14 protein-coding genes, 1 other RNA gene and 4 pseudogenes are annotated in these 24,750 nt (G+C 70.2%); 6 read left to right on the plus strand and 13 right to left on the minus strand.

Annotated features, from left to right (window positions below):
- Positions 1-42 precede the first annotated feature (42 nt).
- The gene (locus tag ABZZ79_RS13635) at positions 43-633 is read left to right on the plus strand and encodes an ATP-binding protein (protein ID WP_356689105.1); all 591 of its coding nucleotides are present in this window, start codon (positions 43-45) and stop codon (positions 631-633) included.
- Here the strand turns inward: ABZZ79_RS13635 and pglX are convergent.
- On the minus strand, positions 560-4,165 hold the full coding sequence (gene pglX, locus ABZZ79_RS13640; protein ID WP_356689106.1) for a BREX-2 system adenine-specific DNA-methyltransferase PglX: 3,606 nt from the start codon (positions 4,163-4,165) through the stop codon (positions 560-562). The genes ABZZ79_RS13635 and pglX overlap by 74 nt on opposite strands.
- Positions 4,162-8,859, minus strand: coding sequence for a BREX system serine/threonine kinase PglW (gene pglW / locus ABZZ79_RS13645; protein ID WP_356689107.1), 4,698 nt, complete (start codon positions 8,857-8,859; stop codon positions 4,162-4,164). Before pglW ends, pglX begins: the two co-directional genes overlap by 4 nt.
- Before the next feature lie 672 nt (positions 8,860-9,531).
- Here pglW and ABZZ79_RS13650 point away from each other — a divergent pair.
- Positions 9,532-11,109, plus strand: coding sequence for an HNH endonuclease (locus ABZZ79_RS13650; protein WP_356689108.1), 1,578 nt, complete (start codon positions 9,532-9,534; stop codon positions 11,107-11,109).
- Between the two features lie 90 nt (positions 11,110-11,199).
- On the opposite strand, the gene ABZZ79_RS13655 is transcribed toward ABZZ79_RS13650, so the two are convergent.
- The 7 genes and pseudogenes from ABZZ79_RS13655 to ABZZ79_RS13685 all read right to left on the minus strand — a co-directional run bounded on the left by ABZZ79_RS13655 (position 11,200) and on the right by ABZZ79_RS13685 (position 17,890).
- Positions 11,200-13,086, minus strand: coding sequence for a DUF2075 domain-containing protein (locus tag ABZZ79_RS13655; protein ID WP_356689109.1), 1,887 nt, complete (start codon positions 13,084-13,086; stop codon positions 11,200-11,202).
- 318 nt (positions 13,087-13,404) lie between these two features.
- Complete coding sequence (locus ABZZ79_RS13660; protein WP_356689110.1) at positions 13,405-13,560, minus strand: hypothetical protein; 156 nt, start codon at positions 13,558-13,560, stop codon at positions 13,405-13,407.
- A 45-nt stretch (positions 13,561-13,605) separates the two neighbouring features.
- Positions 13,606-14,009: RNase P RNA component class A (gene rnpB, locus ABZZ79_RS13665), an RNA gene on the minus strand.
- A gap of 103 nt (positions 14,010-14,112) precedes the next feature.
- Positions 14,113-14,892, minus strand: a pseudogene (locus tag ABZZ79_RS13670) (DMT family transporter); the annotation flags it as partial.
- A gap of 19 nt (positions 14,893-14,911) precedes the next feature.
- On the minus strand, positions 14,912-15,733 hold the full coding sequence (locus ABZZ79_RS13675) for an AraC family transcriptional regulator (RefSeq protein WP_356689111.1): 822 nt from the start codon (positions 15,731-15,733) through the stop codon (positions 14,912-14,914).
- A gap of 43 nt (positions 15,734-15,776) precedes the next feature.
- Positions 15,777-16,346 (minus strand): Uma2 family endonuclease, encoded by a 570-nt coding sequence (locus ABZZ79_RS13680; protein WP_356689112.1) that lies wholly within the window; start codon positions 16,344-16,346, stop codon positions 15,777-15,779.
- Between the two features lie 111 nt (positions 16,347-16,457).
- Positions 16,458-17,890: pseudogene (locus ABZZ79_RS13685) on the minus strand (RNB domain-containing ribonuclease).
- A gap of 75 nt (positions 17,891-17,965) precedes the next feature.
- Here ABZZ79_RS13685 and yaaA point away from each other — a divergent pair.
- Both yaaA and ABZZ79_RS13695 read left to right on the plus strand, forming a co-directional pair.
- Positions 17,966-18,748 (plus strand): peroxide stress protein YaaA, encoded by a 783-nt coding sequence (gene yaaA, locus ABZZ79_RS13690; protein ID WP_356689113.1) that lies wholly within the window; start codon positions 17,966-17,968, stop codon positions 18,746-18,748.
- 106 nt (positions 18,749-18,854) lie between these two features.
- Positions 18,855-19,000, plus strand: a pseudogene (locus ABZZ79_RS13695) (transcriptional regulator); the annotation flags it as partial.
- Positions 19,001-19,051: 51 nt separating this feature from the next.
- Here ABZZ79_RS13695 and ABZZ79_RS13700 read toward each other — a convergent pair.
- The 3 genes from ABZZ79_RS13700 to ABZZ79_RS13710 are packed head-to-tail and all read right to left on the minus strand — an operon-like array spanning position 19,052 to position 22,005.
- Positions 19,052-20,413: a bifunctional RNase H/acid phosphatase gene (locus ABZZ79_RS13700; protein ID WP_356689114.1), complete on the minus strand. Its 1,362-nt coding sequence runs from the start codon at positions 20,411-20,413 to the stop codon at positions 19,052-19,054.
- Positions 20,414-20,425: 12 nt separating this feature from the next.
- The gene (locus tag ABZZ79_RS13705) at positions 20,426-21,169 is read right to left on the minus strand and encodes a C4-type zinc ribbon domain-containing protein (protein ID WP_356689164.1); all 744 of its coding nucleotides are present in this window, start codon (positions 21,167-21,169) and stop codon (positions 20,426-20,428) included.
- Positions 21,166-22,005, minus strand: coding sequence for a Nif3-like dinuclear metal center hexameric protein (locus ABZZ79_RS13710; protein ID WP_356689115.1), 840 nt, complete (start codon positions 22,003-22,005; stop codon positions 21,166-21,168). Before ABZZ79_RS13710 ends, ABZZ79_RS13705 begins: the two co-directional genes overlap by 4 nt.
- A 231-nt stretch (positions 22,006-22,236) precedes the next feature.
- Here ABZZ79_RS13710 and ABZZ79_RS13715 point away from each other — a divergent pair, with 231 nt between their 5' ends.
- Positions 22,237-23,472 carry a hypothetical protein gene (locus ABZZ79_RS13715; RefSeq protein WP_356689116.1) on the plus strand — a complete coding sequence of 412 codons (1,236 nt, stop codon included), beginning with the start codon at positions 22,237-22,239 and terminating at the stop codon, positions 23,470-23,472.
- 95 nt (positions 23,473-23,567) lie between these two features.
- Positions 23,568-23,726 carry a hypothetical protein gene (locus ABZZ79_RS13720; RefSeq protein ID WP_356689117.1) on the plus strand — a complete coding sequence of 53 codons (159 nt, stop codon included), beginning with the start codon at positions 23,568-23,570 and terminating at the stop codon, positions 23,724-23,726.
- Between the two features lie 236 nt (positions 23,727-23,962).
- Here ABZZ79_RS13720 and ABZZ79_RS13725 read toward each other — a convergent pair.
- Positions 23,963-24,419: pseudogene (locus tag ABZZ79_RS13725) on the minus strand (alcohol dehydrogenase catalytic domain-containing protein); the annotation flags it as partial.
- Positions 24,420-24,750 lie beyond the last annotated feature (331 nt).

Raw genomic sequence — 24,750 nt, forward strand, 5'->3', positions numbered from 1 at the left:
GCTCCTGGTCAACGCTACGCAGAGTCCGCGACCGTTGACCCCATGAAGTCAGCAACTCCCCCGAACGGGCATATGCCACAGCCCCTCGCGCCCGAACACGAGTTCACCATGCGGTTCACCTCAAGCCCACGCGGCGCCCGCCTGGCCCGCCGGCTCGTCTCGCATCGCCTGAACGACTGGGGGCACCCCTACGCCACCCCGGTCAACGAGTCGCTAACCCTCATCACGGCGGAACTCACCGCCAACGCGGTACGCCATGGCCACGTCCCCGGCCGGGACTTCCACGTCCGACTCACCCTGGCCCAGGACATCGCGCGCGTCGAGGTGACCGACACGCTCGCCGAGAAGCAGCCTCCGGCCGATCCCCCGGCGACCGACTTGGTATCCGAGTCCGGCCGGGGCCTGCTTCTCGTCGCCGCCCTCGCGGACGACTGGGGCGTCACCCCTCGTCGGGCCGCCCCAGGCAAGACCGTGTGGGCGGAACTGCGCGTGCGGACCCAATGCCACCCGTACACGCACCGCGAGGCCCTTGAACCGACGGACGTCGATCTGCTCCTGGCTACTGCTTCGCTGCTGCGCGACGACCTCGGGTCGCCACAGGGGGACGCCAGCCACGGAGGTCGTCGTCGGTGAGTCCGTGCTCGCCCTGCTTCTGCTGGCGGTAACCGGCGAAGAAGTCCGCCGGGGAGCCGCTGTAGAGCATGTCGAACTCGTTGTGCCACTGGGACAGCCACGGCTGGAGTTCCAGCAGGCCGGCGAGGAACGGGGTGATCTCCTCGGTGGACAGTGTGGTGTTGGTGAAGTACGTGGCGAGGGCCTGCGCCTGCTCCCGGTGGTCCCAGCCGGCCCACCCGTACAGCTCGGGGGTGGCGGCGTGGGTCTGCCCGTAGGAGACGAACCGCTCCTTGGGCACGTCGAGCTTGCCGCGCGCCCTCCAGTAAGAGGGGCGGAGGAAGTCAGCCGAGGTGTACTTGGGCGGCACGGGAATGGAGTCCCGGATCTTCCGCTTGGCGGGCTCGTCGGGTGCGGCATCCTCCTTGCGCTGGAGGTCCCACACCTCTTCCCAGTCGGCGCGCTTCTTCAGCCCGGAGGGCTTGTAGCGCAGGGAAGAGAGGAACGGCACGTGCTCGTCGGTGATCAACTCAGCGACGACCTTGGCAAGTTCCTTGCGGGGCGCGTAGAGCTTGGCGACGGAGACGAAGTCCTCATCGCGTGAGAGGGCGTCTGTAAGGCGGGCCAGGGTGAGGATGGTGGGCTGCCCGTTCTCGTCGAACCAGTGGTCGCGGGCTTCCATCCGATCGAGCAGCCAGGAGCGGAGGGCCTTCTCCTGGAGCGCGTCCCAACCCTCGGTGGCCCAGCGGCGCTTGTACTCGGGACGCTCGACCATGCCGATCGCGCGGTTCGACTCGATGGCGTCGATGCGCTTCTGGACGATCTCCCGGTAAGGGGCGGGCCAGTGGGCAGGGATCTCCGTGATGGGGGTGGAGTTGTGCCGCTTGAACCACTCACCACTGGCCTCGCCTGCGGCTACGCGGCGAGCGAGGACGATCTCGAAGGCACGCTCGCCGAGGGCGAGTTCCGGGATGTTCGGGTCGTCGGGATTCTCGGAGACGCGGAAGTCTTCGGAGTGGAGGCTGTAAAGAGAGTATACCTGCCAGTCCAGCTCTTCTTGGAGAGCGATCATGCGGGCGCGGGTGAACTCCCAGCGGGCCTTGGCTTCGCGGAGGGCGCCAACTGTGGGCGTGTTCTCAGCAGCCACGGCGGCAGGACTAGCGGCCGTTAGGTGCTGAGCCAGGCTGTCGAGGGCGGTAGCCAATGCAGTCGGGTATGCGGCGGGGAGGGGAAGCTCCTGAAGCTTGGTACCTGTGAACTCAAAGAATTCCTCCCACGCCGCCCCTCTGTACCCTTCGTTAACACCGCCATTCCCCTTGCCATGGCTCACCATCTTGAGCCAGAAACCAACTGTGGAGCTGTTGAGTACCCCGAGCAACCGCAGGTGCTCCACCGGCGTAGCCTCGTCGGGCAACTTAATTACCGTCGTCGAGTGCTTTGAAGGAATCACTTTGCGCTGCACGTAGAAGTGATTGTGCGTGGCAACGAGGGGAAAGGCGATCAGGGCAGGTGCGGAGAGTTTGGATCGGTAGAGTTCACGCCACTCAATCCACGGAATTCCGCGATCCAGTAGCGTTACGCTAAACTTTTTCCTCAATTGCAGGATGCGACGCACTGGCCACATGAATCTGAAAAGACCAGACGCCGATCCGGCACCAAGTGTGTAATCATCTCGATATGGATTAACCAGCCAGCTTCCCTCTTGAAGGTTCCAGTCCCGAATTTCTTGCCCGTCGACGACCGACGCGATGGAAATCCCTCGGTATTCCATGGCTTTCGTGAGAGAGACCGCGTATGCGGAGTCCTCACCTGTAACGATGGACAGTCCGATTCCATCAACAACATCGCTCAACTTACGTGCGTGTTGGCCGATACGTTGCATGACGTGGACAGCTGCACCGCCAGTAAGGCTCCATGGATGAGTTGACATGCTGTCGCGAGCAGCATCTACGACGCTGACCCACTCGCTTTCTGAATCACTTCTATCAATCTGCTCGCAGATCGCGCGCCAGACGAGACCTTGACTCGGATCCTTCGGCCTTTCAGGCTCGCCTTGAATTCCGCGAACTGTTCTCAGCACCGATGAACGCCCCACCCCGGAGCGCCGTCGACCAATCATGATGACGGTTGGCGTTCCGTGTCCCGGAATATACGCGCCAGCAGTATCAATGACCTCCACAAGCTCTACCTCATTCCTGAAGTAGCTCTCGATAAGCTTCTTGCCGAACTCGCGCTTCATGAAGGAGTTGGCAGTGATCTGCCCAACCATTCCATAGCCATGGCCTGCAGCATCACCACGCCTTGACAGTTCGAAGAATCGCTGGGCGAAAGGAACTGAAAGTGCATACTCACGAAAACAAGCGTCATAAAGTTCTCGATATAGAGCACCCAGCTTCTTATCCTTCACGGTGATATAGGGTGGATTCCCCACCACCACGTGATAGCGCCCCTGCTGCAGAATCCCCGGGTGCTCGTGCACGTCCTCCGTAGCGTATGCGAACGAGGCCAGCGGGTCATCAAGGCAGTCCTCATCCCCGCCGAGCGTCAGCTCCAACTGCCGGGCTTTGATGAGCGAGTCGCCCACCGCCAGGTGGATCGGCCACTCGTACCTCGCGACCTCCGCCAGCGTCCGCATACTACTCGCCGCCATAGCCGCAACCAACAGCCGAAACCGCGCAATAGCCACCGCAAACGGATTGATGTCCACCCCGTGTACCGAGTCCAGCGCAGCCCGCACCCGCTCGTGCACATCCCGCCCGGGCTGCCCCTCAGCCCACAACCGCACCAACCGCCGAAACGCCCCCAGCACAAAGTGCCCCGACCCACAAGTAGGGTCGATCATCTTCAGTTCCTCGTACCCGAACTCGCGAACCGCAGGATTCATCGTCCGGTCAAGGATGAACTCCTCCACGAACTCCGGCGTCTGAAGCAGCGCATACGTCTTCCGCGCCGCCTCGCTCAGGTCCTGGTACAGATCTCCGAGGAACCGCGTGTCCCAGCCCTCCGTGCCGTCCTCGTTCAGCGGGTCGGTGAAGTCGTGGACGAGGACGCCCGCCTCATCCCTCCCCCGCCAGAACTCGACCAACTCCCGCGCCCCGTCATGCGAAACCGGAACCTGGTACAGCGGGTTGTGCCGCTGGTCGAAAAGCAGCCGTCCCGCCTGCCCCTGCCCCAGTTCCTCGAACGCCTTCTCCAGCCACCCCCGGTACGTCGGGTCCTCGTCCGACTCCACATACGCGTCGTACCGGGACTCCGCCAGCTCCCGCCGGTCACCGTCCGGCCCCGTCAGGTACGGCTCCGGGATCAGCCGGTTGTCCTCGCAGAACCGTACGAACACAGTCCCCAGCACCCACGCCACCGCGACCTGAGTGACCCGCTCGTCCAGCCACGAGGTCCACGTCGCCGCCGTACGCCCCAGCTTGCGCGCCTGGTCGTACTCGGCCCTCAGCCGCGCACCGACATCCCCCAGCGCCTTCACCTGGCGCCCCAGGTCGGTCTCGACCGCCTTGACCTGCTGCTTCAGGTCGTTCAACAGAGCCTTGCGGTCGATCACTTGACGTCTCCCTCGACACCACTGGCACTAGCCACACCCTCGCCGGACCCGCGATGGGCGTTGCCCACCCACGTGTCCGGAAGCTGAATCCACTCCCCCAGGCCGGCCTGGTACGGCACGGCCACCTGCCCGAGCCGGGGCTCGCGGGAGGGGTCGGCCTGTGGGACCAGGAGCCACAGCCCTCGCCCGCCCCGCCGGGCCACCGACGCCAGCCGGTGCAGGACGCCCATCGCGTCGTACCGCGCGAACACCCCGGCCTCTGTCAGCAGAACAGGCCCGGCCTCGCCACCGCCGTTACCCAGCAACTCCGCGATCCGGGGCTCCACCGCGCCCCACGCCGTCCGCGCGTACTCCGCGAACCGCACCGCCCCCTTCGAGCCCGGCTCGGCGGCGTCCGCCTTGAGCAGGGTCTCCCAGGTGGGCTTGGTGCCCGGCGTGACCTGCGCGTGCAGGGCCTCGAGGAACAGCTCGGTCACCGACACGGCATGCGTGCCCAGCCGCTCGGCACGCAGCTCCCGTACGGCAGCCTCCACCAACTGCTGCCGTACGGTCAGCACCCGGTACCCGTCCCGTTGGGCCGAGGCGAGGAGCCGTTCCTCCGCCCGGACCGCGCCCGCGAGTTGCGGGTCGTCGGCGTACCGCGTCACCGCACCCGTACGCGTCGACTGCCGCCACGCACCCGTCGTCAGGTAGCTCGACGCGTCGTCCACCTTCGTCGGCAGGTAGCGCAGCACGCCCTCGCGCTCATGCATGCTGAGCGACAGCTCGAAACCGGCGTCGCGCAACGCCTTGGTGAGCGGGCCGCCCGTCGGCAGGTCGTGGTGCGTGCCACCACGCCCGTCGGGAACGACCATCTCCGGGAAGCGAGCACGGACCCGTTCGTGCACAGCCTCGCCGGTCAGGCCCGGCTGCTGTCCCTCGGGCATACCCGGAATCCAGCGGACGAGGCCCGCCTGCGTGAGGCGCAGCGCCCGGACCAGCGACAGGTCACGCGGGTAGATCTCCAGGCGCGGCGTGGCGGCGGCGTTCACCGATGCCGCCGCTGCCAGCTCCACCATGCGCCGCTCGTCCCAGTCGACAGCACCCGGCGGCACCGTCAGCGCGCCCAGCTCGGCGAGCACGGTCGCCGCCGTCGGTAGGGTGTCCAGCTTGGCCAGCCGGTCGGCCGTCTTGCCGAGGCGGGTCGCGTACTCCAGCAGGCCCGGCGCGGTCGGGGTGTCCGGGCCGTCGTTCTCCCGTACGTCGAGCGCGAGCAGGCCGGCGCCGAGGGACTCGTCCGTCGCCTTGCGGTTCGGCTGGTGCTGGAACTCGGCTTCCTGCGGCAGCAGTTGCTCGACCTCGACCACGGCCCGTACGGCCGCCAGCGCCATCGCGCGCCGCTGCTCGCGCCCCGCGAGGTGCGTGCCGCGCCGGACCGCCAGGGCATCCGCGATCTCCACGGCCGAAGCGACCCGGCCCATGCTCACCAGCAGGTCGATGATCTCCTCACGCAGTGCCTGGACGGCGGGTTCCACCTTCCAGCGCTTGCGCTCGTCCTTGAGCATCTGCGGGATACGGCCGTGGCTCAGCCCGAGGCTCTCCGCGACGTCCTTCTGCTTCGGCCAGACGCCGATGTCCGGCAGGACCCCGTGCTCGTCGGGCAGGCGCAGCAACAGCCGCACCATCTCTGCCTTGTTGCGGTTGGAGCCGTTGTTGTTGACGGCGGGCACGAAGACGGTGGCGAGGGTGTCGAGGCTGACGGAGCGCAGGGTACGGGGGGACAGGGCGCCCGCCGACTCGCCCGTGGCGAGTTCGCCGACGAGGGCCGACTCTGCGGCGGTGAGCTGCTCCAGCTCCTCCTTGGCCTCCGCCCGGCCCTTCGGCGTCAGCGGCGAGACGGGGATCTCACTCAGCCGCTCTCCCCACTCGCGCTGCCGCTGCTGGACCTCGTTGCGGGTCTTGGCGCCGAGGCCCGGTGCGTTGACAAGCTTGCGGCGGCTGTAGTCGAGCAGTTCACCGACCGTCGTGATGCCCAGGCCGTAGAGGAAGGACTGGGCGGCGGGCGTGAGGCCGGAGACGGTCAGCGGGGTGTCGCGGGTGACCTCGGCGGCGAGGCGGTCGCGCTGCTGCTCGGCGGTCTCCGGCTCGGCGTCCGCGATCGCCGCCGCGGCGGCGCGCTCGGCTGGTGTCCCCTCCCCCGTGGTCGCGGCGGCCGGGTGGCGGGAACGGTGGCTGGACGGGACGGTCTGGGAGGCGTCGAGGAAGACCTTGCGCCAGGCGTCGCGCATCGGCTTCAGCTCGGGGAACCGCCGGCCGGCGTCGCGGTGCAGGGCCTTCTGGAAGAAGGCGACGAGACCGTCCCGTACGGCCGGGTCGAAGGCCTCGGCCGCGATGGTCGGGTACGGCCACTCCTTGCCGTCGGTCATGCGGGGCAGGACGCTGCCGTCCCCCCACTTGGGCAGTTCGCCGGAGGCCATCTGGTGCAGGGTGACGGCGACGGCGTACCGCTCGGCGTGCGAGTCGTACGAGCCGCGGGTGATGACGTCGACGAAGGGGTCGAGATAGCCGTCGGTGCCCGCGTTGGTGCTCTTCGCCGGGTAGCCGGCGAGGGAGAAGTCGATGAGGACGAGTTCGCGGGTGCGGTTGGGGCGGATACGGATGGCGATGTTGTCGGGCTTGATGTCGCGGTGCCAGACGCCCTCGCCTTCCAGGAAGTCGACGGCTCCGAAGAGGTAGTCGCCGTACGCCTCCAGCTGGTCTACCTGGAGGCGGCCGTTCTCGCGGAGCTGGCGGGCGACGGTCTCCTCGCGGCGGCGCGGACGTCCGCCGCCCTCGGTCCCCTGACTGTTGTCGTCACGCTCGTCGCCGACGTACTCCAGTGCCAGGACGGTACGGCCGCCGATGTGCAGCGGCTCGGGTTCGACGAGGCGGATGATGCCGGAGTGGGGGCGCAGGCGTCCCATGGCCTCGGCCTCGCGGGCGAGGATCTCGCTGCGGCTGTCGGAGAGGGCGACCTTCAGCACGGCCAGCGGGCGGGTCCTGCGAGCCTCGGCCTGAAGGTCTCGGACGAGGAAGGCGCGGCTGGTGGAGCCGGTGCCGAGGCGACGGCGGATCTCCCACCTGTCGGCGAGCACGTCGCCGGCGACGGCCTCCAGCGGGTCCTTGTCGGCGGCGGTGTCGTCGTCCTCGTCGCCCGGCACCTCCGTGGCGGTGGCCACCTGGGCCGGGGCGGTGAGGGAGTCCTCGACGACCTCCAGCAGCTCCAGGAACTCGTCCACGCTGGACAGGCGTTGGCCCGGCCGGTAGGCGGTTGCCGCCTGCACCAGCTCGTCCACGTCCTCCGACAGCCCGTCCACCAGGGAGCTGGGGCGCAGGCCCTCCCCCGCCTCCAGTCGGGCCAGCAGCTCGGCCTGGCTGGCGGCCGGGGCCTTGCCGGTGACCAGCAGGTAGGTGAGGACGCCGAGGCCGTACACGTCGAGGTGGACCGGGTCGGGGTTGAGGGCGGTGAGTTCGGGCGCGAGGTAGGCGTCGGCGTCGTCGGCCACGTGCTGGGCGGACAGCGCGGTCGGCGCGAAGCGGGTCATGCCCTGGCCCTGCGAGGAGTCGCCGCCGCGCTGGGTGGCGATCTGCCAGTCGGAGATCTGGAGCTGCGGGGTGAGCCAGGCGGCCTCCTCCCCCACGGCCCGGCCCTTCCTGCCGCGCGGCCGGGGGACGACGAGCACGGAGCGGGCGGCGAGCGCACGGTGGTGGATGCGGCTGGAGTGCGCGGAGCGCATGGTCTCGGCGAGCTGGCGGACCAGCGCCATCCGGCCGAGGATGTCCAGCTTCTCGCCGTACTGGACCAGGTACTCGTCCAGCTTCAGGGTGTCCGGGTGGTAGTCGAAGATCAGCGCGGGGCCGGCCGCGTGCCCGGAGGGGAAGTACTGCTTGAGTTCGACCACGCCCGGGTGCTTGAAACGGCCCAGCACCGCGGCCTCGCGCCGGGCCGCGTTCTCGACGGACTGGCGCAGTGAGGCGTCCGAGCCTCGCTCGCTGAGGTAGATGCGGACGCGGGCGGCCTCGGGCAGGTCGCTGTGGCGGGCGAGGTAGTCCGCCCAGGTGGGCCCGGAGTCGAAGGACTTCTGCTCCAGTTCGTACGGGCCGACCTTGTACTGCGCGTCGCTCTTGCGGATGCCGATGTGCTTGAGGGCCGCCTCGATCTCGCGCGAGCCGATCGCGGTGATACGGCGCCGCTCGTCACGCGGGGGCTGCTTGAGCATCTCGACCAGCTGGTGGACGGTGTACACACCGTTCTGGTCGTGCGCGGGCAGCCGTACGCGGAGGCTGTTGTCCGTGAAGCAGACGGCCTCGGCGACCCAGACCCGCTTGTTGCCGGGCAGCGCGATCAGGCCGGCCAGTTCCTTGGCCTTGCGGTTGACCAGATGCAGCGGGTTGCCGTGCGTGCGGCGGCGGCCACCCGGAGTGGTCTGCACCCAGGTGCCGTTCTCGGACGTGACCGAGCCGTGCCAGTCCTTCAGCTCGATCATGCAGACGCCACCGGGAGCGACGACCAAGAGGTCGACTTCTCGGACGTGACCGGTGTTCGCGGTGAAGGTGAAGTTCGACCAGGCACGCCAGGGGTCGGAGTCCGGCAGCTTCTCCCGGATCGCCTCCAGGCCACGGCGTTCGTGATCGAACTCGGACTCGGTGACCGTGACCCACCGGCCTTCCCGCATGCCTGTTCCCCGCTCCTCGTGCCATCCAGGGCCACCGTTCCCCACGGTCAGACCCCTGACGCAGATCCTAGTGGGTGCCCGTGGCATGAGAAGAGGTCGTGAAGGGCGGGACTACAGGACATTCACCTCACATAGCGAAATACTCTGAGCCGATTTATCCCTCTTGCCCAGGAATGGAAGTTTGCTGGGCAAGCAATGGACTCCACCCAGGTATTCAGAGGCACTGCGAGCCGAGGCACCCTTGCTGCTTCAGGCACTCCGCGGGTCGCTGAGGGCACTCGTGCCGACACTCCCTCCACCACACCCCTTTGCCGCGCCAGTCGCGGCAGATCCTTGCGCTTGCACCCCCATGCACAACAGGAGTGAGGGCGCAGGCGGCCGGTAACGAGGCAACAGGCAGGCACGCGGCAGCACTTGTCATACCTACCTACTAATGTCCTCGACATGGGACTTGGGGATATCACGCGCGCAGGCGTGCTGGCTGCAGTGGCGGAGTGTCAGGGCTTGGGACGCGAAACGTTTCGCCGCCGATACGGCTTCGGCAGGGCATTGACGTACGTCTTGGTCGTAGACGGAGACAGCTACGACTCGAAGGCCATAGCCGGCGTAGCTCATCTGTACTCAGTCGGGGCTCTGCTGTCGGCCGACGACTTCAGCGGAGGTGCACGCACAGTGGCACACCGTCTGCGAGAACTCGGCTTCACCGTGGAGGACGGAAGCACCGCTGCGGACCGCCCGCAGCAGGCAGAGCCGCAGATACTCCTCCAGCCTCGCGGCGGGGCTCGGCTTCGAGGGGCACAGAACTTCGCCAAGTCGGTACACCAGGGCATCCGGATCTCGGACATCCAGGATGTGCTCGGTGACCAGGCGACCACACTGAATGCCCTGTATCCAGACGGAATCGCTCGATTGTGGGGTGCCACTCCCACCGCGCAAGCCAACAACGAAAAAGCACGAGCCCTGCGAGATCGTCGTGTCGGTGACGATGTGTATTTCTACACGGCGAACCATTTCTTCGCTCGCGCACGCATTCTCCACCTGTTCACCAGCTCGCCTGTGGCACGGAGGGTCTGGGGAGCCGACAGTGACAACGCCACTTGGGAACACATCATGGCGCTGGGTGACGTCGAGGAATTTCCCACTCCTGTCCTCGCAGCGCCCGTGCTGCGCCAGATGAACGTTCCGGCACCTCTGTGGAGCCTTACCCTGCGGTCCCCCGAGAGCTACCGCAGCGTTCTCCCACTCCTACCGGCGAAGAGCCGGCCGGTGGTTCCGTCACCGCTGACGCCGCCTTCAGCCACAGCCACAGCTGACCAGCTCACCGCGGAGGGTCTGCTGGAGCGGCTCGGCTCCCTCCGCACTCATCGCCAACCAGGAAGCGAAACGCCCAGCCGCCACCAGCCATTGGCCCTGCTGTGGGCGATATCCCGGATTTCCGCGGACAGGCCACGCCTGACACCGTGGGCCGTCTTCCGGACGGAGGTGAGTCCGCTCCTCGCCGAGTTCGGACTCCCCGGCTCCGAAGTTACCCCCGAGTCCCCCTTCTGGCACCTGCGTGGCAGCGACCTCTGGGAGGTGCACGGGATGGAGCGTGACGCCGGTACTGCCCCTGGAACAGGCGCCCTCGACACGCACCAGCCCGTCGCCGGCCTGACCCACACAAGCGCTGAGCTGCTGAGGGACCCCCTTATCCGCCTGAAGGCCGTGATCAAGCTGTGCAGCACGTACTTCGACGGTGTCGACCAACGTGAATTGCTCAATCGGGTAGGCCTCGCCGGTTACGCCACGGCTGATGGCCTGGTCGACGAGGACGCTGACGGCCAAGCGGGTGCCGCTGCGACCGAGCGTGCGACCGGTCCAGCCGCACGACGGACGCGCACCTCCTCACAGCTTGTTCGCGACGCCGCGATCGCCACGCGGGTCAAGGAGCTGCACGGCCACGCCTGCCAGATCTGCGAGACACGCCTGCAGTACAAGCGCAGACCGTACAGCGAAGCCGCTCACATACGTGGTCTCGGAACGCCTCACGACGGTCCGGACGAGCTGCCGAACCTGCTCTGCCTGTGCCCCAATCACCACGTCCTCTTCGACGGGCTCGAAATCTATGTCGATGTCGTCGGCGTCGTGAGGCACACGCACGGGGATGAATCAGTGGGACGGCTTCGTCAGCACAACGGTCATCCCATAGACGAAGCACACCTGGACTACCACCGGGCTCTCTGCGAACTCAGCAGGATCACGCGGAGCTGAGCAGGTCACACGACCGTGCCGCTCTGCACCCTCGATGCGCATCAGAGGTGAGCCACTCCATGCGCCGAGCCCAGCAGGATCGGGCACGCGTCAGACCGACACGGCCTGTCGTGTCGCTCCACCCGCCAACTCCCGCAGCTTCTCCCGCGTCTCGGGATCCGTCGCGTACACGACCGTGCCCACCATGCCCCGGGTCAGAAGCACCTTGTAAGTGTTGCGGATCAAGCGGTCCACCTCGGCGTCGGAGGTGGACCGCTTGAAGACGGGGTCCTTCGACGCTGCCCGGTCGGTCACCCAACGATCCTCGCGCCAGACCAGGTCGGGGCCGATGATGACGCCGGACCAGTCGTACTCGAAGCCCTGTGCCGTGTAGACGCAGCCGACCTGGCCGAAGCCTGCCGGGTCGGTGGCCCACAGGGCGGCCGGGGGAGCACCGGACACGGATCGGTCACCGCGCAGGTTCCACGGGCGGGCCCAGTCGCCGATCACGACGTCGGGCGGCAGCGGAGCGCCAGGTTTGGGCTCCGGGGACCAGCGCCAGCTGTAGCCGGCGGACATGCGCGCGCCGTAGCCCTCGGCTCGTCGGGCCTCCAAGAACCCCTCCATTTCCTGAGGGCTGTCGGCGACCAGGAGCTGCATGCGGCCGTCGGATTCCCAGGTGACCGGGCCCCCGGCCTCCAAGCCGAGGAGCCGTACCACCCAGCGCAGGTACGCGTCACTGCCACCGCAGCGGAACTGGCTGTCCAGAGGGACGACGTGACACGGGATGTCCCGCTTCGCCGCCGCCTCCTCGATGTCAGCCACTGTGCCCATCTCGCCGGGGCGCACCACCTGATGCTCGTCGAGGAAGAAGACGGGGACGTAGGCGACGTCGATGAGTTCGTCGATCTGGGCCCTGCCAGTCCGGTTCTCGGCGCGCGTGTAGCGGTTGGCCGAGGTCTCCCGGATGCGGTGTGCCTCGTCGCAGATCAGGGCACCCAGGCTGTTCTTCTCGGCCGTCATGAAGCTGTTGAAGTACTTGAACAGGTCCTGGACTTCCCGCTTTCGGGCTCCGGCGATCTTCCTCATCGTCGTCGTGAACGACTGCGAGCCTGTGGCGTGCAGTGCCGGAACCCCACGCCGGTAGAGCTCGCCGAGCAGTTGCAGAGCGATCACGCTCTTGCCGGTGCCGGGGCCGCCCGTGACGATGACGACTTCCTTGCGGTCGGCGTGCTTCGCCTTCTCCACTGCGTTGAGCACCATGCGGTACGCGACCTGCTGCTCGTCGAGGAGGACGAACTGGGTGCGCTCGCGCACCTCCTCGGCGGCGACGGACATGAGCTGCTTAGACGGCACCGTGGCGCCCGCGCGGAGTTCGTCCGCTGCCTGTGCCCCCAAGTGCTTGTCGCTGAGCCTCGTACGAAGGTGGGCGAGGAAAGCGCCGCGGCGTTCCTCGGTGAACAGCAGTCCGTGGCCGTCACGTTCGATCTCCCGCAGCCCGGTCACTCCGAACTCGGTGGCATTGTGCAGATAGGCCACTCCGGCCATCCGATGCCCGTGTTCAGCCACCACGCCATTGAAGTTGACGAGGTATTCGCAGTATCGGCGGACCTGCTCGATGGGGTTTAGCACCGGATGGGCATACGCATCGACATGGCACAGGGTGGGATCGTCCTCGTGAGGCAGTGCCTGGCTCCACTGCTTCAGCTCCACCACCACGTAGGACGGTTCTCCCGTGACCGGGTGCACACCAGCGAGGACGACGTCCGCCCGCTTGCTGTTCAGCGGGAGCGCGTACTCCAGCATGACCTCCACGTCGCCCAGGCCGGCGTCGTTGAGTGCGGCGGCCAGGACGGGGATGCTGCGCTCCCAGGAACGCACCTCCGAGGCGCCGGGCCGATAGCCGTGCATGTGGACGAACTTGTCGGTGAGGTGCAGGAACAGCGAACCGTCGAGTGCCATGACGGCGACCGTTTTCGCGGACGCGCGGAACAGCAAGGACTTCCCCCAGGCAGCACGAAGAGACTCGTGCGGGTGGGGGCGTGTCCTTCGAGACTCCACCGGGGTGGAGCGGAAGCCCGTCGGGCCGCGTTGACGATGTGTTCGAGGGTACCTGGCGGTACTGACAGTCGTGCCAGCGACTGCGGTCGGTGTCGGGGCCTACAGACCGCGAGGAAGCCTGGCCGACGCAACGGCGGCCAGGACCCCGTCGTCGCCCTGCACCGCCCGAGCTGGACATCGGACTGGGCGGCTCAGCGGGCCCTCCAGGCGATATGAGGAGCGCCCACGCAACGGATCAAGAACCCTCGGCGGGCATCAGACCAGCCCCGACTCGGTCAAGTCCCCTTCGGCGATCAGCGCGTCGATGTCGGTCAGCGCGTCCCGGATATCGGCTCCGAGCAGCGCCCACCCGAAGCGAGCGGCCTCCCGCGGCAGGTCGTCGCGGTGCACGCCGGGTCCTTCGTCGACCACGTTGGTGAGTACGAGCTGCCGCCAGACATCCGGCAGCCCCAGCGGCAGACGAGTCGGGCTGTACGCCGGGTTCTGTTCCCGGGGCTCCTCGCGGAGTCCCGGGCGACGGCCATCCATCTAGGACCGGCGTTGCCGCCGGTCTCGTGCGGTCTACCCGCGGACTCGGGCGGGCAGCCCTCGAACGTCCGCGCAGAGCGCCTTTTACAGCGCTCCTTTTGACCTTGCTCCGGGTGGGGTTTACCTAGCTGCCCAGGTCGCCCTGGGCACTGGTGGTCTCTTACACCACCGTTTCACCCTTACCCGGTGCCGAAGCGCCGGGCGGTCTGTTTTCTGTGGCACTGTCCCGCGGGTCACCCCGGGTGGCCGTTAGCCATCACCCTGCCCTGTGGAGCCCGGACGTTCCTCGGGAAGCCCCTTGAGGGACTTCACGCGGCCGCCCGCCCGGCTCGTCTGCCGTGGCGACCATGTTACCGGCCTGCGAGGAGCGGCCGTGGCCAGCACCGAGCCGGCCAGGATCAGGGCGAAGGCGACGCCGATCGACACGGTCAGCTCCTCGTCGAGGAACAGGGCGCCGGCGGCGACCGCCACGGCCGGGTTGACGTAGGTGATGACGGTCGCCCGGGTCGGACCCGCCTCCTTGATCAGCTCCAGGAACGCCACGAAGGCGAGCGCCGTGCAGATCACGCCCAGGCCCGCCAGCGCCGCCAGGGCCTGCGCGGAGGGCGTCGTGGACGGCCAGGTCACCGCCGCCGCGGGGGCGTAGACGACCGCGGCGAAGGCCAGGCAGGGGGTGATCAGATGCAGCGTGGGGACGTTCTTCAGCCAGCGGGCGGCGATCAGCGGAGCCGTCGCGTAGCCGACGACCGTCAGCAGGACCTCGGCAAGCGAGCGGGCGTCCCCGCCGGTCAGATGGGGGATGGTCAGCACCGCCACGCCCCCGAGCCCGACGGCCAGTCCCGTCAGCCGCCGGGTGCCCAGGTGCTCCGAGGCGCCGAAGAAGCGGGCCAGGGCCACGCCCACGATGGGCACGCCCGCGATCAGCAGGCCCGCCGTGGAGCTGGACAGATGGCGTTCGGCGTCGGTGAGGGTCCACCAGGGTCCGACGATCTCGATGCACGCGAAGGCCAGCATGGGGCGCCAGTGGGCGCGGACGGTGTCCATGAGGCCGCGCTGGCGGATCGCGAAGGGGAGCAGGAGCGCGGCGCCGATCAGACAGCGCGAGAAGACCACCATCGACGGGGACAGTTCGTCCACCGCGACCTTGATCATCAGGTAGGGGACGCCCCAGACGACTCCCATCAGGGCGAACAGGAACCAGCCACGTGCGGTCATGCCCCGAGTCTCGGCCGGATCAGCGCCTGGCGTCTTGAACGCTGTTGCGGTACGCCGCCGGGGTCACGCCCAGCACCCGGCGGAACCAGCGCGTCAGATGCGCCTGGTCGGCGAAGCCGACGAGCCCCGCCACCTCCGCCGGGCGCAGTCCTGACTCCAGCAGTGCGCGGGCCCGCGTCACCCGGTACTGCGCCAGCCACGCGTACGGCGGCACCCCCACGGTCGTCCGGAAGGCGCGCAGCAGTTGGTAGCGGGACAGGCCCAGATCGGCGGCCAGGTCGGCGAGGGAGGGCGGGGCGAGCAGTTCGTCGGCGAGCCGGTCGCGCACCGCGAGGGCGATGCGGTCGGCGCCGGGGACCAGGTCGACGGTGGCGCGGGCGGTGGAGTGGCGCCGGGTGAGGGCGGTGAACAGCCACGGCAGCCGCGACTCGGCCTCCAGCGGGTCCGGGCAGGCGGCCAGCTCGGCGTGCGTCACCCGCAGCGCGGCGGTCAGTTCGGGGTCGTCCAGCAGCGGCTCGCGGAAGTGCGGCATCCCGACGGTGCCTTCCTGGAGCAGCGAGGGCTCGGCGTACAGGGCGCGGTAGGCGTAGCCGTCGCTTCCGGTCGCGGGCCCTCCGGTGTGCATCTCCCCCGGCTCCAGCACCACGATCGAGCCCGGCCCGGTCCGTATGTGTCCGCCTCGGTAGTCGATGACCTCGACCCCGCCGACACACACCCCGATCGTGAACTCCTCGTGCGCGTGCGGGGCGTACACATGCCGCTGGAAGCGTGCCGTGAGCAGGTCGAGCGCCGGGCCGCACCGCCCCAGCCGTGCCCTCGTCCACCGCGCCTGCTCCGCCACCGCGCACCCCTTTTCCGGTCCTCAGGGTGCAACGCCAGGAGGGTCAGAGAAAGTCCGCGGTCTCCAGGTCGAAGGAGAAGGGGGCGGGGAGGGGGAGGGGTTTGCCGAAGGGGAGGGTGAGGTGTTCGCGGTAGTCGTGTCCCGCCGGGTCGCTGAAGAGCGTGAGGGAGGAGGCGTCACGGTCGACCAGCAGGTGGAGGGGGATGCCGCCGCGGGCGTAGCAGCGGCGCTCGACCTCACGGTCGGCGGTGGGTTCGGAAGCGGTGACTTCGAGCACCATGGTCACACCCTCGCAGGGCATCCAGGGCTCGGCTCCCCGGTAGAGCCGCCGCTCTCTGAGGGCGAACGTGCCGTCCGGGATGACGTGATCCTTCGGGCTGCCTTCCAGCTTGAGGCCCTTGTTCCCGGCGAACTGCATACGCGTCGCGGAATTCATGAGGACCTGCTCGACGATCAGCCCGATGTGGTCCTCGTGGTCCCCGTCCGGCGGCGGTGTCACGACGATCTCCCCGTCGATCAGCTCCGCCCGGAATCCCTCCGGGGTGTCCAGGGCGAGAAAGCCCTCCAGCAGGACCTCTTCCTGCTTGAGCGACTCATGGGCGACAGCAGTCAAGTCACGCCCCTCCTTCGGTCGCTCGCCAGACTGGGACATCGGCTGATCACCTGTCCAAGAGATCGGGAACCGTTCCCTCGATCGTGGCACACAACGCCCCGGCAGAGGCCCTCAAGCAGGCACGAACCGCACTTTCGCCGTGCCCGGGTCGGCCTGGGTGAGCCGTACCCGCAGTCGTTCGCCCAGCGGGAGACCGTCGCCGTCGACGCGGCCGACGATCGCCGGGGACTCCAGGTGGACCGTGCCGGTCGTCGGCTTCCCGTCCGCCACGTCGATCACGCACGCGTCGAAGACCTCGCCGACACGGTCCTTGAGCAGGGCCGCCTCGACGATGTCGACACAGCCGCGCTCGACCTGGGCGGCCCGGCGGCCGCCTTCGGCCATCTCCTCGGGCAGCGCGTCGAGGGCGGCGAGCACCCACTCGGGCACGGGCCGCCCGGCGGTCGCGGCGAGACAGATCTCCGTGGTGTAGCGGTCGGCCAGGCGGCGCAGCGGGGCCGTGCAGTGGGTGTAGGGGGCGGCGACGGCGGAGTGGGTGGTGATCTCCGGGAGCGCGAAGTCGCGGAAGACCGTGTGGCCCGCGCCGCGCAGCAGGGCCGTGCACTCCTGGAGGAAGGCCGCGTGCCGGGGCTCGCGCGGGTCGAGGGAGCGCACCAGCCCGGCGTACGAGACGTGGTGCGGCCAGTCGATGCGCAGGGCCTTGGCGCTCAGGCGCAGCCGGCCCACCGCGCCGTCGGGGGCGGCCGGGAGGGTGCGCAGGACGCCGGTGCCGTACGACAGCATCAGCTCGGCGGCGGCCATGCCGGTGAGCAGGGAGAGCTGGGCGTTGAAGCCCTCGGCGGGCAGCGGGGCGCGGTAGGCGAGGTCGTAGGTGTGGTCGTGCTCGGTGATCTCCTGCTCGGGCACGTTCAGCGAGATGCCGCCGCGGTCGGCCTCCAGCTGCTCGCGCAGCAGGCCGACGGTCCGCAGCAGGGCAGGGGTTCCTCGGCGGTGCCGGAGTCGAGTTGTCGCTGCACGCCCGCGTAGTCGAGCTTGGCCCGGCTGCGCACGAGGGCGCGGTGCAGGTCGACGGCGAGGGGGTTGCCGTCGGCGTCGAGGTCGATCGTCCACAGTGCGGCCGGGCGGGTCTGTCCGGGCAGCAGGCCGGCGGCGCCCTCGCTGAGGACGGGCGGGTGCAGCGGGGTCTTCGCGTCGGGGAAGTACAGGGTCATGACCCGCCGGTGGGCCTCGGCGTCCAGGGCGCCCCCGGGGGCGACGAACGCGGCCACGTCGGCGATGGCGTAGCGGACGCGGTAGCCGGTGCCCTGCCGGGACAGGTGGAAGGCCTGGTCCAGGTCGGTGGCGGCCGGCGGGTCGACGGTGACGAAGGGGATGTCGGTCGCGTCCCGCGCCGGGAGCGCGGGGCCGCGCGCGGCGTGTTCCGCCTCGGCGAGGACCTCGGGCGGGAATTCGGCGGGGGCGCCCAGCTCGGCGCGGAGCGCGGCGAGCGCGGCCCGCAGGGGGGCTTGCGGGGCACCGGTCACGCGGATCGGACGGCGGGGCATACAGCGAGCGTAGGGCGGGGGCCGCGGGGTGGCACGCCGTACGCTGTCCCGAGCCGACCCGAAGGAGAAACACCCGTGCTCGTCCTGCTTCCGCCCTCCGAAGGCAAGGCCGCGTCCGGCCGTGGGGCCCCGCTGAAGCCGGAGTCGTTGTCGCTGCCGGGGCTGGCCGAGGCGCGGGCGGCCGTACTGGCGGAACTGGTCGAGCTGTGCGTGGCGGACGAGGACAAGGCCCGTGACGTGCTCGGGCTGAGCGAGGGGCTGCGGGGCGAGGTCGCGAAGAACACGGAGCTGCGCACCGCGGGCACCCGCCCGGCCGGGGAGATCTACACGGGAGTGCTGTACGACGCCCTGGGCCTGGCCACGCTGGACACCGCCGCCAAGCAGCGCGCGGCGCGCTCGCTGCTGGTGTTCTCCGGGCTGTGGGGGGCGGTGCGGGTCACCGACCGGATCCCCTCGTACCGCTGCTCGATGGGTGTGAAGCTGCCGGGGCTCGGCGCGCTGGCCGGGCACTGGCGGGCGGCGATGGCCGAGGTGCTGCCGACGGTGGCCGGGACGGGGCTGGTGCTGGACCTGAGGTCGGCGGCGTACGCGGCCGCCTGGAAGCCGAAGGGCGAGGTCGCCGGGCGCACGGCATCCGTGCGGGTGCTGCACGCGCCGACGCGGAAGGTGGTCAGCCACTTCAACAAGGCCACGAAGGGGCGGATCGTACGCGGCCTGCTCCAGGCGGGGGCCGTACCGCGCGACCCGGCGGAGCTGGTGGAGGCGCTGCGGGAGCTGGGACACGTCGTGGAGGCACAGCCTCCGGCCAGGGCGGGGTCGGCGTGGTCGCTGGATGTGTTGGTGGACGAGATCCACTGAGGCCGGCGGCAGTACCAGGCTGCCCCCTCTCGATGCTGCGACGGTCGACGCATGACTGCGTCGGGTAGGGCTGGCGGCCGTGCCGCGGGCGTGGCGGGAAGAACGGCTGACGCCCCGGGCGGGGTGGGACTGCCGACGGGTACCGGCCGGCGCACCTGTGGCCTGCGGCGTGAGGAACTCGCCGTCCTGGCGGAGGTGTCGGCGGACTACATCCTGCGGCTGGAGCAGGCGCGGCCCTCGGCCTCCTCGGCGCTCGACTGAGGCGGGCGGGGGATCGTCCGAGGCGGGCGCGGGCGGCGGGGCTCAGCGCAGGTGCGAGGTGTCGTTGACCAGGCGCACGCTGGCGTTGCCGTCGGCGTAGTAGGCGATCGCGGACAGCGAGGCGGCCGACAGCTCCATCCGGAACAGCGACTCGGGCGGGGCGCCGAGAGCCAGCCGTACGAACGTCTTGATCGGCGTGACGTGCGTGACCAGCAGGACGGTGCGGCCGGCGTACGCGGCGACCAGCCGGTCGCGGGCGGCGGCGATGCGCTCGGCTGTCTCGGTGAAGCTCTCTCCGCCGCCGGTGGGCCGGGCCTCGGGGTCGGCCAGCCAGACGTTCAGGTCCTCGGGGTACTTCTCCCGGACCTCCCCGAAGGTCAGCCCTTCCCACGCCCCGAAGCCGGTCTCCCGCAGCGCGTCGTCGACGGTGACCTCCAGTCCGAGCCGGGCGGCGACGATCCCGGCGGTCTCCCGGGTCCGGGCCAGCGGCGAGGCGACGATGTCCTGGATCGTCCCGCGCCTGGCGAGGGCTGCGGCCACGCGCTCGGCCTGTTCCCGGCCCACCGCGGAGAGGGACGGGTCGGTGCCGCCGCTGCCGGAGAACCGCTTCTCGGGCGTCAGCGGGGTCTCGCCGTGCCGCAGCAGCACGAAGGTGGCGGGCGCGCCCATGTCGGCGGGCGCCCACCCCGGGGCGGCCACGCTCTTCGCGGCCCGCGCATCGGCCCCGGCCTTGACGACCGAGCCCTCTTGGCCCGCGCCCGAAGAAGCCCCCGGGTCCTCCTGCTGCCCTGCACCCGAAGGAACCCCCGGATCCTCCTGCTGCCCTGCACCCGAAGAAGCCACCGACTCCCCCTGCTGCCCTGCACCCGAAGAAACCACCGACTCCCCCTGCCGCCCTGCACCCGAAGAAACCACCGACTCCCCCTGCCGCCCTGCACCCGAAGAAACCACCGACTCCCCCTGCCCCGTGCGGGAGGCGGTCGCCGGGCTCTGCCCGGCCGCGCCCGCGTCCATCGCCTCGTTCGCCAGCCGGTCGGCGTGCTTGTTGCGCTCGCGGGGAATCCACTCGTAGGTCACCCGGTCCGCGGGGAACACCCGTCCCGCCTCCAGGGCGAGCGGCTTCATGGCGGGGTGTTTGATCTTCCACCGCCCCGACATCTGCTCCACGACGAGCTTGGAGTCCATCCGGACGTGCACGACGGCCTCCGGGTCCAGCGCACGGGCCGCGCGCAGACCGGCCAGCAGGCCCCGGTACTCGGCGACGTTGTTGGTGGCGACGCCGAGGAACTCCGACTCCTCCGCCAGGGTCTCCCCCGTCACCGCGTCGCTGACCACCGCGCCGTATCCGGCCGGGCCGGGGTTGCCCCGCGACCCGCCGTCGGCCTCGACGACGAACTCCCGCACGACACAGGCTCCTTACAGCCCCGACTCGGACGTACGCACCAGGATGCGGCGGCAGTTCTCGCAGCGCACCACCGTGTCGGGCGCGGCCTGGCGGATCTCGTTCAGCTCGGTGATGGCGAGCTCCTGGCGGCAGCCCTGGCAGGTGCGCGCGTACAGCTTGGCCGCGCCGATGCCGCCCTGCTGCTCGCGCAGCTTGTCGTAGAGCTTGAGCAGGTCCGCGGGGACCGAACCGGAGACGACCTCGCGCTCCTTGGTCACCGTGGCGGCCTCGCCGTCGATCTCCTCGAAGGCCGCGTCCCGGCGGGCGGTCGCGTCGTCGATCTTCGACTGGACGGAGGAGACCCGCTCGGTCAGCTCGGTGACCCGCTCCTGCGCGGACTCGCGGCGCTCCATGACCTCCAGGACGATGTCCTCCAGGTCGCCCTGCCGCTTGGCGAGGGAGACGATCTCGCGCTGGAGGTTCTCCAGATCCTTGGGGGAGGTGACCGCGCCGGAGTCCAGGCGCTGCTGGTCGCGGGCGGCGCGCTGGCGGACCTGGTCGACGTCCTGCTCGGCCTTGGTCTGCTCGCGGGCGGTGTCGCTCTCCTCCGTCTGCGCGGCGACGAGCAGGTCACGCAGCTGGGTGAGGTCCTTGGTCAGCGACTCGATCTCGGCGTGCTCGGGCAGCGACCGGCGCTTGTGGGCGAGCTGCTGGAGGCGTACGTCGAGGGCCTGGACGTCGAGGAGGCGGATCTGGTCGGCGGGCGCGGCGTTCAGTTGGGGGCTCCAAGGGAAGGGGAGTGGATGGTCCAGGGGTCGGTGACCGTCTTAGAGACGTGGACGCGCAGGTCCCAACCATGGCGGTCGGAGATCTCGTCGAGCTGGGCGGCGGCCAGCTCGCACCAGGGCCACTCGGTGGCCCAGTGCGCCGCGTCGAGCAGCGCGAGGGGACTGTGTGCGCGGGCCTCGGAGACGGGGTGGTGGCGCAGGTCGGCGGTGAGGAAGGCGTCGACGCCGGCCGCCCGGACCTGGTCGAAGAGGCTGTCGCCGGAGCCGCCGCTGACGGCGACCGTGCGGACGACGCGCTTGGGGTCGCCGGCCACCCGGATGCCCTGCGCGGTGGCGGGCAGCCGCTCGGCGGCCCTCGCGGCGAACTCACGCAGGGGCAGCGGGTGGTCCAGCTCGCAGACCCGGCCGAGGCCGCGCCGCCCGTCCGGGTCGGTCGGGTCCGGCACCAGGGGCCGTACGACCCGCAGGTCCAGGGCGCCGGCCAGCGCGTCGGACACGCCGGGGTCGGCGGTGTCGGCGTTGGTGTGGGCTACGTGCAGCGCGATGTCGTTCTTGATCAGCGTGTGCACGACCCGGCCCTTGAAGTGCGAGGCCGCGACCGTCGTCGTACCGCGGAGGTAGAGCGGATGGTGGGTGACCACCAGGTCGGCGCCCAGTTTCAACGCCTCGTCGACGATCTCCTGGACGGGGTCGACGGCGAACAGGACCCGGGTGACCTCCTGGTCGGGGTCGCCCACGACCGTGCCGACCGCGTCCCAGGGCTCGGCCCGCTCGGCGGGCCACAGGTTGTCCAGCGCGGCGATGACTTCAGACAGACGGGGCACGGGGAAAGGCTACCTGGCCCTTTCGCGGCGATGTACCGGCAAGGCGCCCCACGGCGGTACGGGTGCGGCCGTCCCGACCGTCCCGGCCATGCCGGACATCCCGGACAGCACACGCGTCCCCGTTTCCTCAGGCGAATCGGCGGGCGGCCACCCTTATGTGTGAAGCGGCCGCCCGGCGGTTCCACGTCTGTGCGTGCGAAAACTAGCTTCGTCGCCGGAGGTGACCGAACGATGACTTCCTGTGCGATCGAACCCGCCGCGGCGGACGCGGAGGACCGCGGACCGGAGGCGGGGTGCGTCATCACGGCGGACGGCGCGTACGCCGCCCGCCTCGCCCGCAGCGGTGACTCCTGGTTCCCGGAGCGCTGGACGCTGGACGGCCCGGAGCCGTACGCGGTGCCGCTGCCCGGCAACCAGCCGGAGGAGCCCGGCACCGAGGTGCAGCCGCTGGCCGACGGACGGGTCCTGATCAGCCGCCACACCGACGGACGGCAGATGTTCTCCCTGCTGTATCCGACGGGACCGGGCACGGGCGAGCTGCTGCTGGGGACGGTGGAGGGCAGGCCGCGGCTGCTGCCCCCGGCGCCGGGCGGCGACCGCGCCTACGCCCTCTTGGTCGGGCCGGGCTCCAGCGAGGTGTGGCTGGTGGCGGGCGGGGCCTTCGGCCCGGAGCTGGTCGCCGAGATCCCCGGGCGCTGCTCGGGCGGGATCTGGCTGGACCGGGCGGGCCGTCTGCTCGCGCTGGACCGGGAGGTGGCGGGGCTGACCAAGACGGTCGTCGTCGACCTGGCGCGCGGCGGGGAGGTGTCGCCGCTGCTCCAGATCGCCACCCACAGCGACGACCGGCTGTTGTGCGCCGACCCGGACAGCGGGCTGCTGCTGATCGGCTCCGACGCGCCCTCGCCGGGCGTGGAGCGGCTGGGCTGGGGGGTGCTGGGCAGCATGCTGCCGGTGCGCTTCCCGGAGTGCCTGCGCGGGGAGGGGTGCGCGGTGACGCCGTTCGCGATCCAGCCGGGGCAGGTGCTGACGCCGGAGAGCTGCGCGGTGGCCCTGCGGGTGGACGGGCCGGTGGGCAGCTGGGTCGGGGTGTGGCGGCCCGCCGAGCGCCGGGTGCGTCATCTCGCCCCGCCGCTGGGCTGGTTGACCGGGTCGGGGCTGTGGACCGTCGAGGGCGTGCTGCGACTGCCGTACGCCACCGAGGACGCCCCCTGCGGTGTGGCCGAGTGGCCCGCGTCGTGGTTGGAGAGCGGGGGAACGACGGGGAGCACGAGGGCCGCGGGGGCGACGGGACCGCTGGATCCGGTCCGGGACGGCACGGGCGCCCCGGAGTTGTCCTTGCACTCGGGGGTGTCCCCGGACTCGGGGGACGCGCCGGGCGAGCCGTCGGAACCGGCCCCCCCGGCGCCCGCCGCACCCCGTCCCGTGCCCCTGCGGGAGGCGCCTCTCGGGCGTCTTGTAACGAAGTAGCGGCGGTTGGCGTGGCCGCCTGGATTCGACCCGAGGTGTGCCGGTTAGACTCCCCCGGCTGTAAGAAGATCATGTTTAACGGGGTGAATTCTTCGATGAGCGACGCCAGTACGTCCAAGCGGCTGTCCGCCGACGTTCATGACGCGGCCGGCCACGGCAGACACCGGGGTCCGGTCTCGGCACAGGACACCGAGTCAGCCCCGCGCGGCCGCCACCGCAAGCCGGTGGAGCAGCCGGCCGAGGCGGCGGCCTGACGGCCGACGACCGGTCGAGCGGTACGAGTCCGCGGCCCCGCACGTCATACGGCGTGCGGGGCCGCGGCCGTTCCCACTCTTTCGTGGACAGCGGTCGCCCGGAGGACGGCCTCAGGCCCGCATGAGTCGGCCGCAGGGGCGCATGAGACGTCCTCAGGTCGGCACGAGTCGGTTTCCGGCTCGCATGAGTCGGCCTCAGACCCGCGCGAGTCGGCCTCAGGTCGGCACGAGTCGGACGGCACGTCGTCGGGTATCGGCACCGCGCAGCCCTCGTCGACGACCACCTCCTCGGCGAAGGTGCCGGTCCCGGCGAAGCCGAAGACGTCACCGGTGGGGCGCTTGAAGTTGGGGGTGCCCGCGTTCATGAACCCGGCCAGGCACAGCTCGGTCTGCCCGCGCCGGCAGGCGGGGCAGGCGCCGCAGGCGGGCAGCCAGCACACCACGACCCGGTCGCCGGGCTCGGCCCGGGTGACGCCCTCGCCCACCTCCACGACCTCGCCCGCGCCTTCGTGGCCGGGGACGAAGGGGGCGGGCTGCGGCAGCACGCCGTTCATCGCGGACAGGTCCGAGTGGCACAGGCCGGTGGCCCGCATCCGGATCCTGACCCTGCCGGGGCCGAAGCCCACCGCCTCGACGTCGTCGAGGACTTCCAGCTTCTCCTGGCCTGTCTTCGTGCAGTACGGCTGCGCGCATGGTGCGGCTCCCCTCGGGTCGAGCCCGCTCAAGGGCTCGTTCGGGCTCAGGTGTGGTGCGCGGTCCTCCGACTCGGGTGTGGTGCGCCGTCAAGGTCGTCCGCTCCGGGTGTGGTACGCCGCCACGATCGCCGTCCGGCCCAGGTGCGGTACGCCGCCACGGCCGCCGTCCGGCCCAGGTGCGGTACGCCGCCACGGCCGCCGTCCGACTCAGGTGCGGTACGCCGCCACGATCGCCGTCCGACTCAGGTGCGGTACGCCGCCACGGCCGCCGTCCGACTCAGGTGCGGTACGCCGCCACGGCCGCCGTCCGACTCAGGTGCGGTACGCCG

The organism is Streptomyces sp. NPDC006458, from assembly GCF_040612135.1.
In the GTDB taxonomy this organism is placed as follows: domain Bacteria; phylum Actinomycetota; class Actinomycetes; order Streptomycetales; family Streptomycetaceae; genus Streptomyces.

Coding starts and splice junctions, on each gene's coding strand:
- ABZZ79_RS13635 (WP_356689105.1), top strand. CDS start 43: ATGAAGTCAGCAACTCCCCCGAACGGGCATATGCCACAGCCCCTCGCG.
- pglW (WP_356689107.1), bottom strand. CDS start 8,859: ATGCGGGAAGGCCGGTGGGTCACGGTCACCGAGTCCGAGTTCGATCAC.
- ABZZ79_RS13715 (WP_356689116.1), top strand. CDS start 22,237: ATGACTTCCTGTGCGATCGAACCCGCCGCGGCGGACGCGGAGGACCGC.
- ABZZ79_RS13720 (WP_356689117.1), top strand. CDS start 23,568: ATGAGCGACGCCAGTACGTCCAAGCGGCTGTCCGCCGACGTTCATGAC.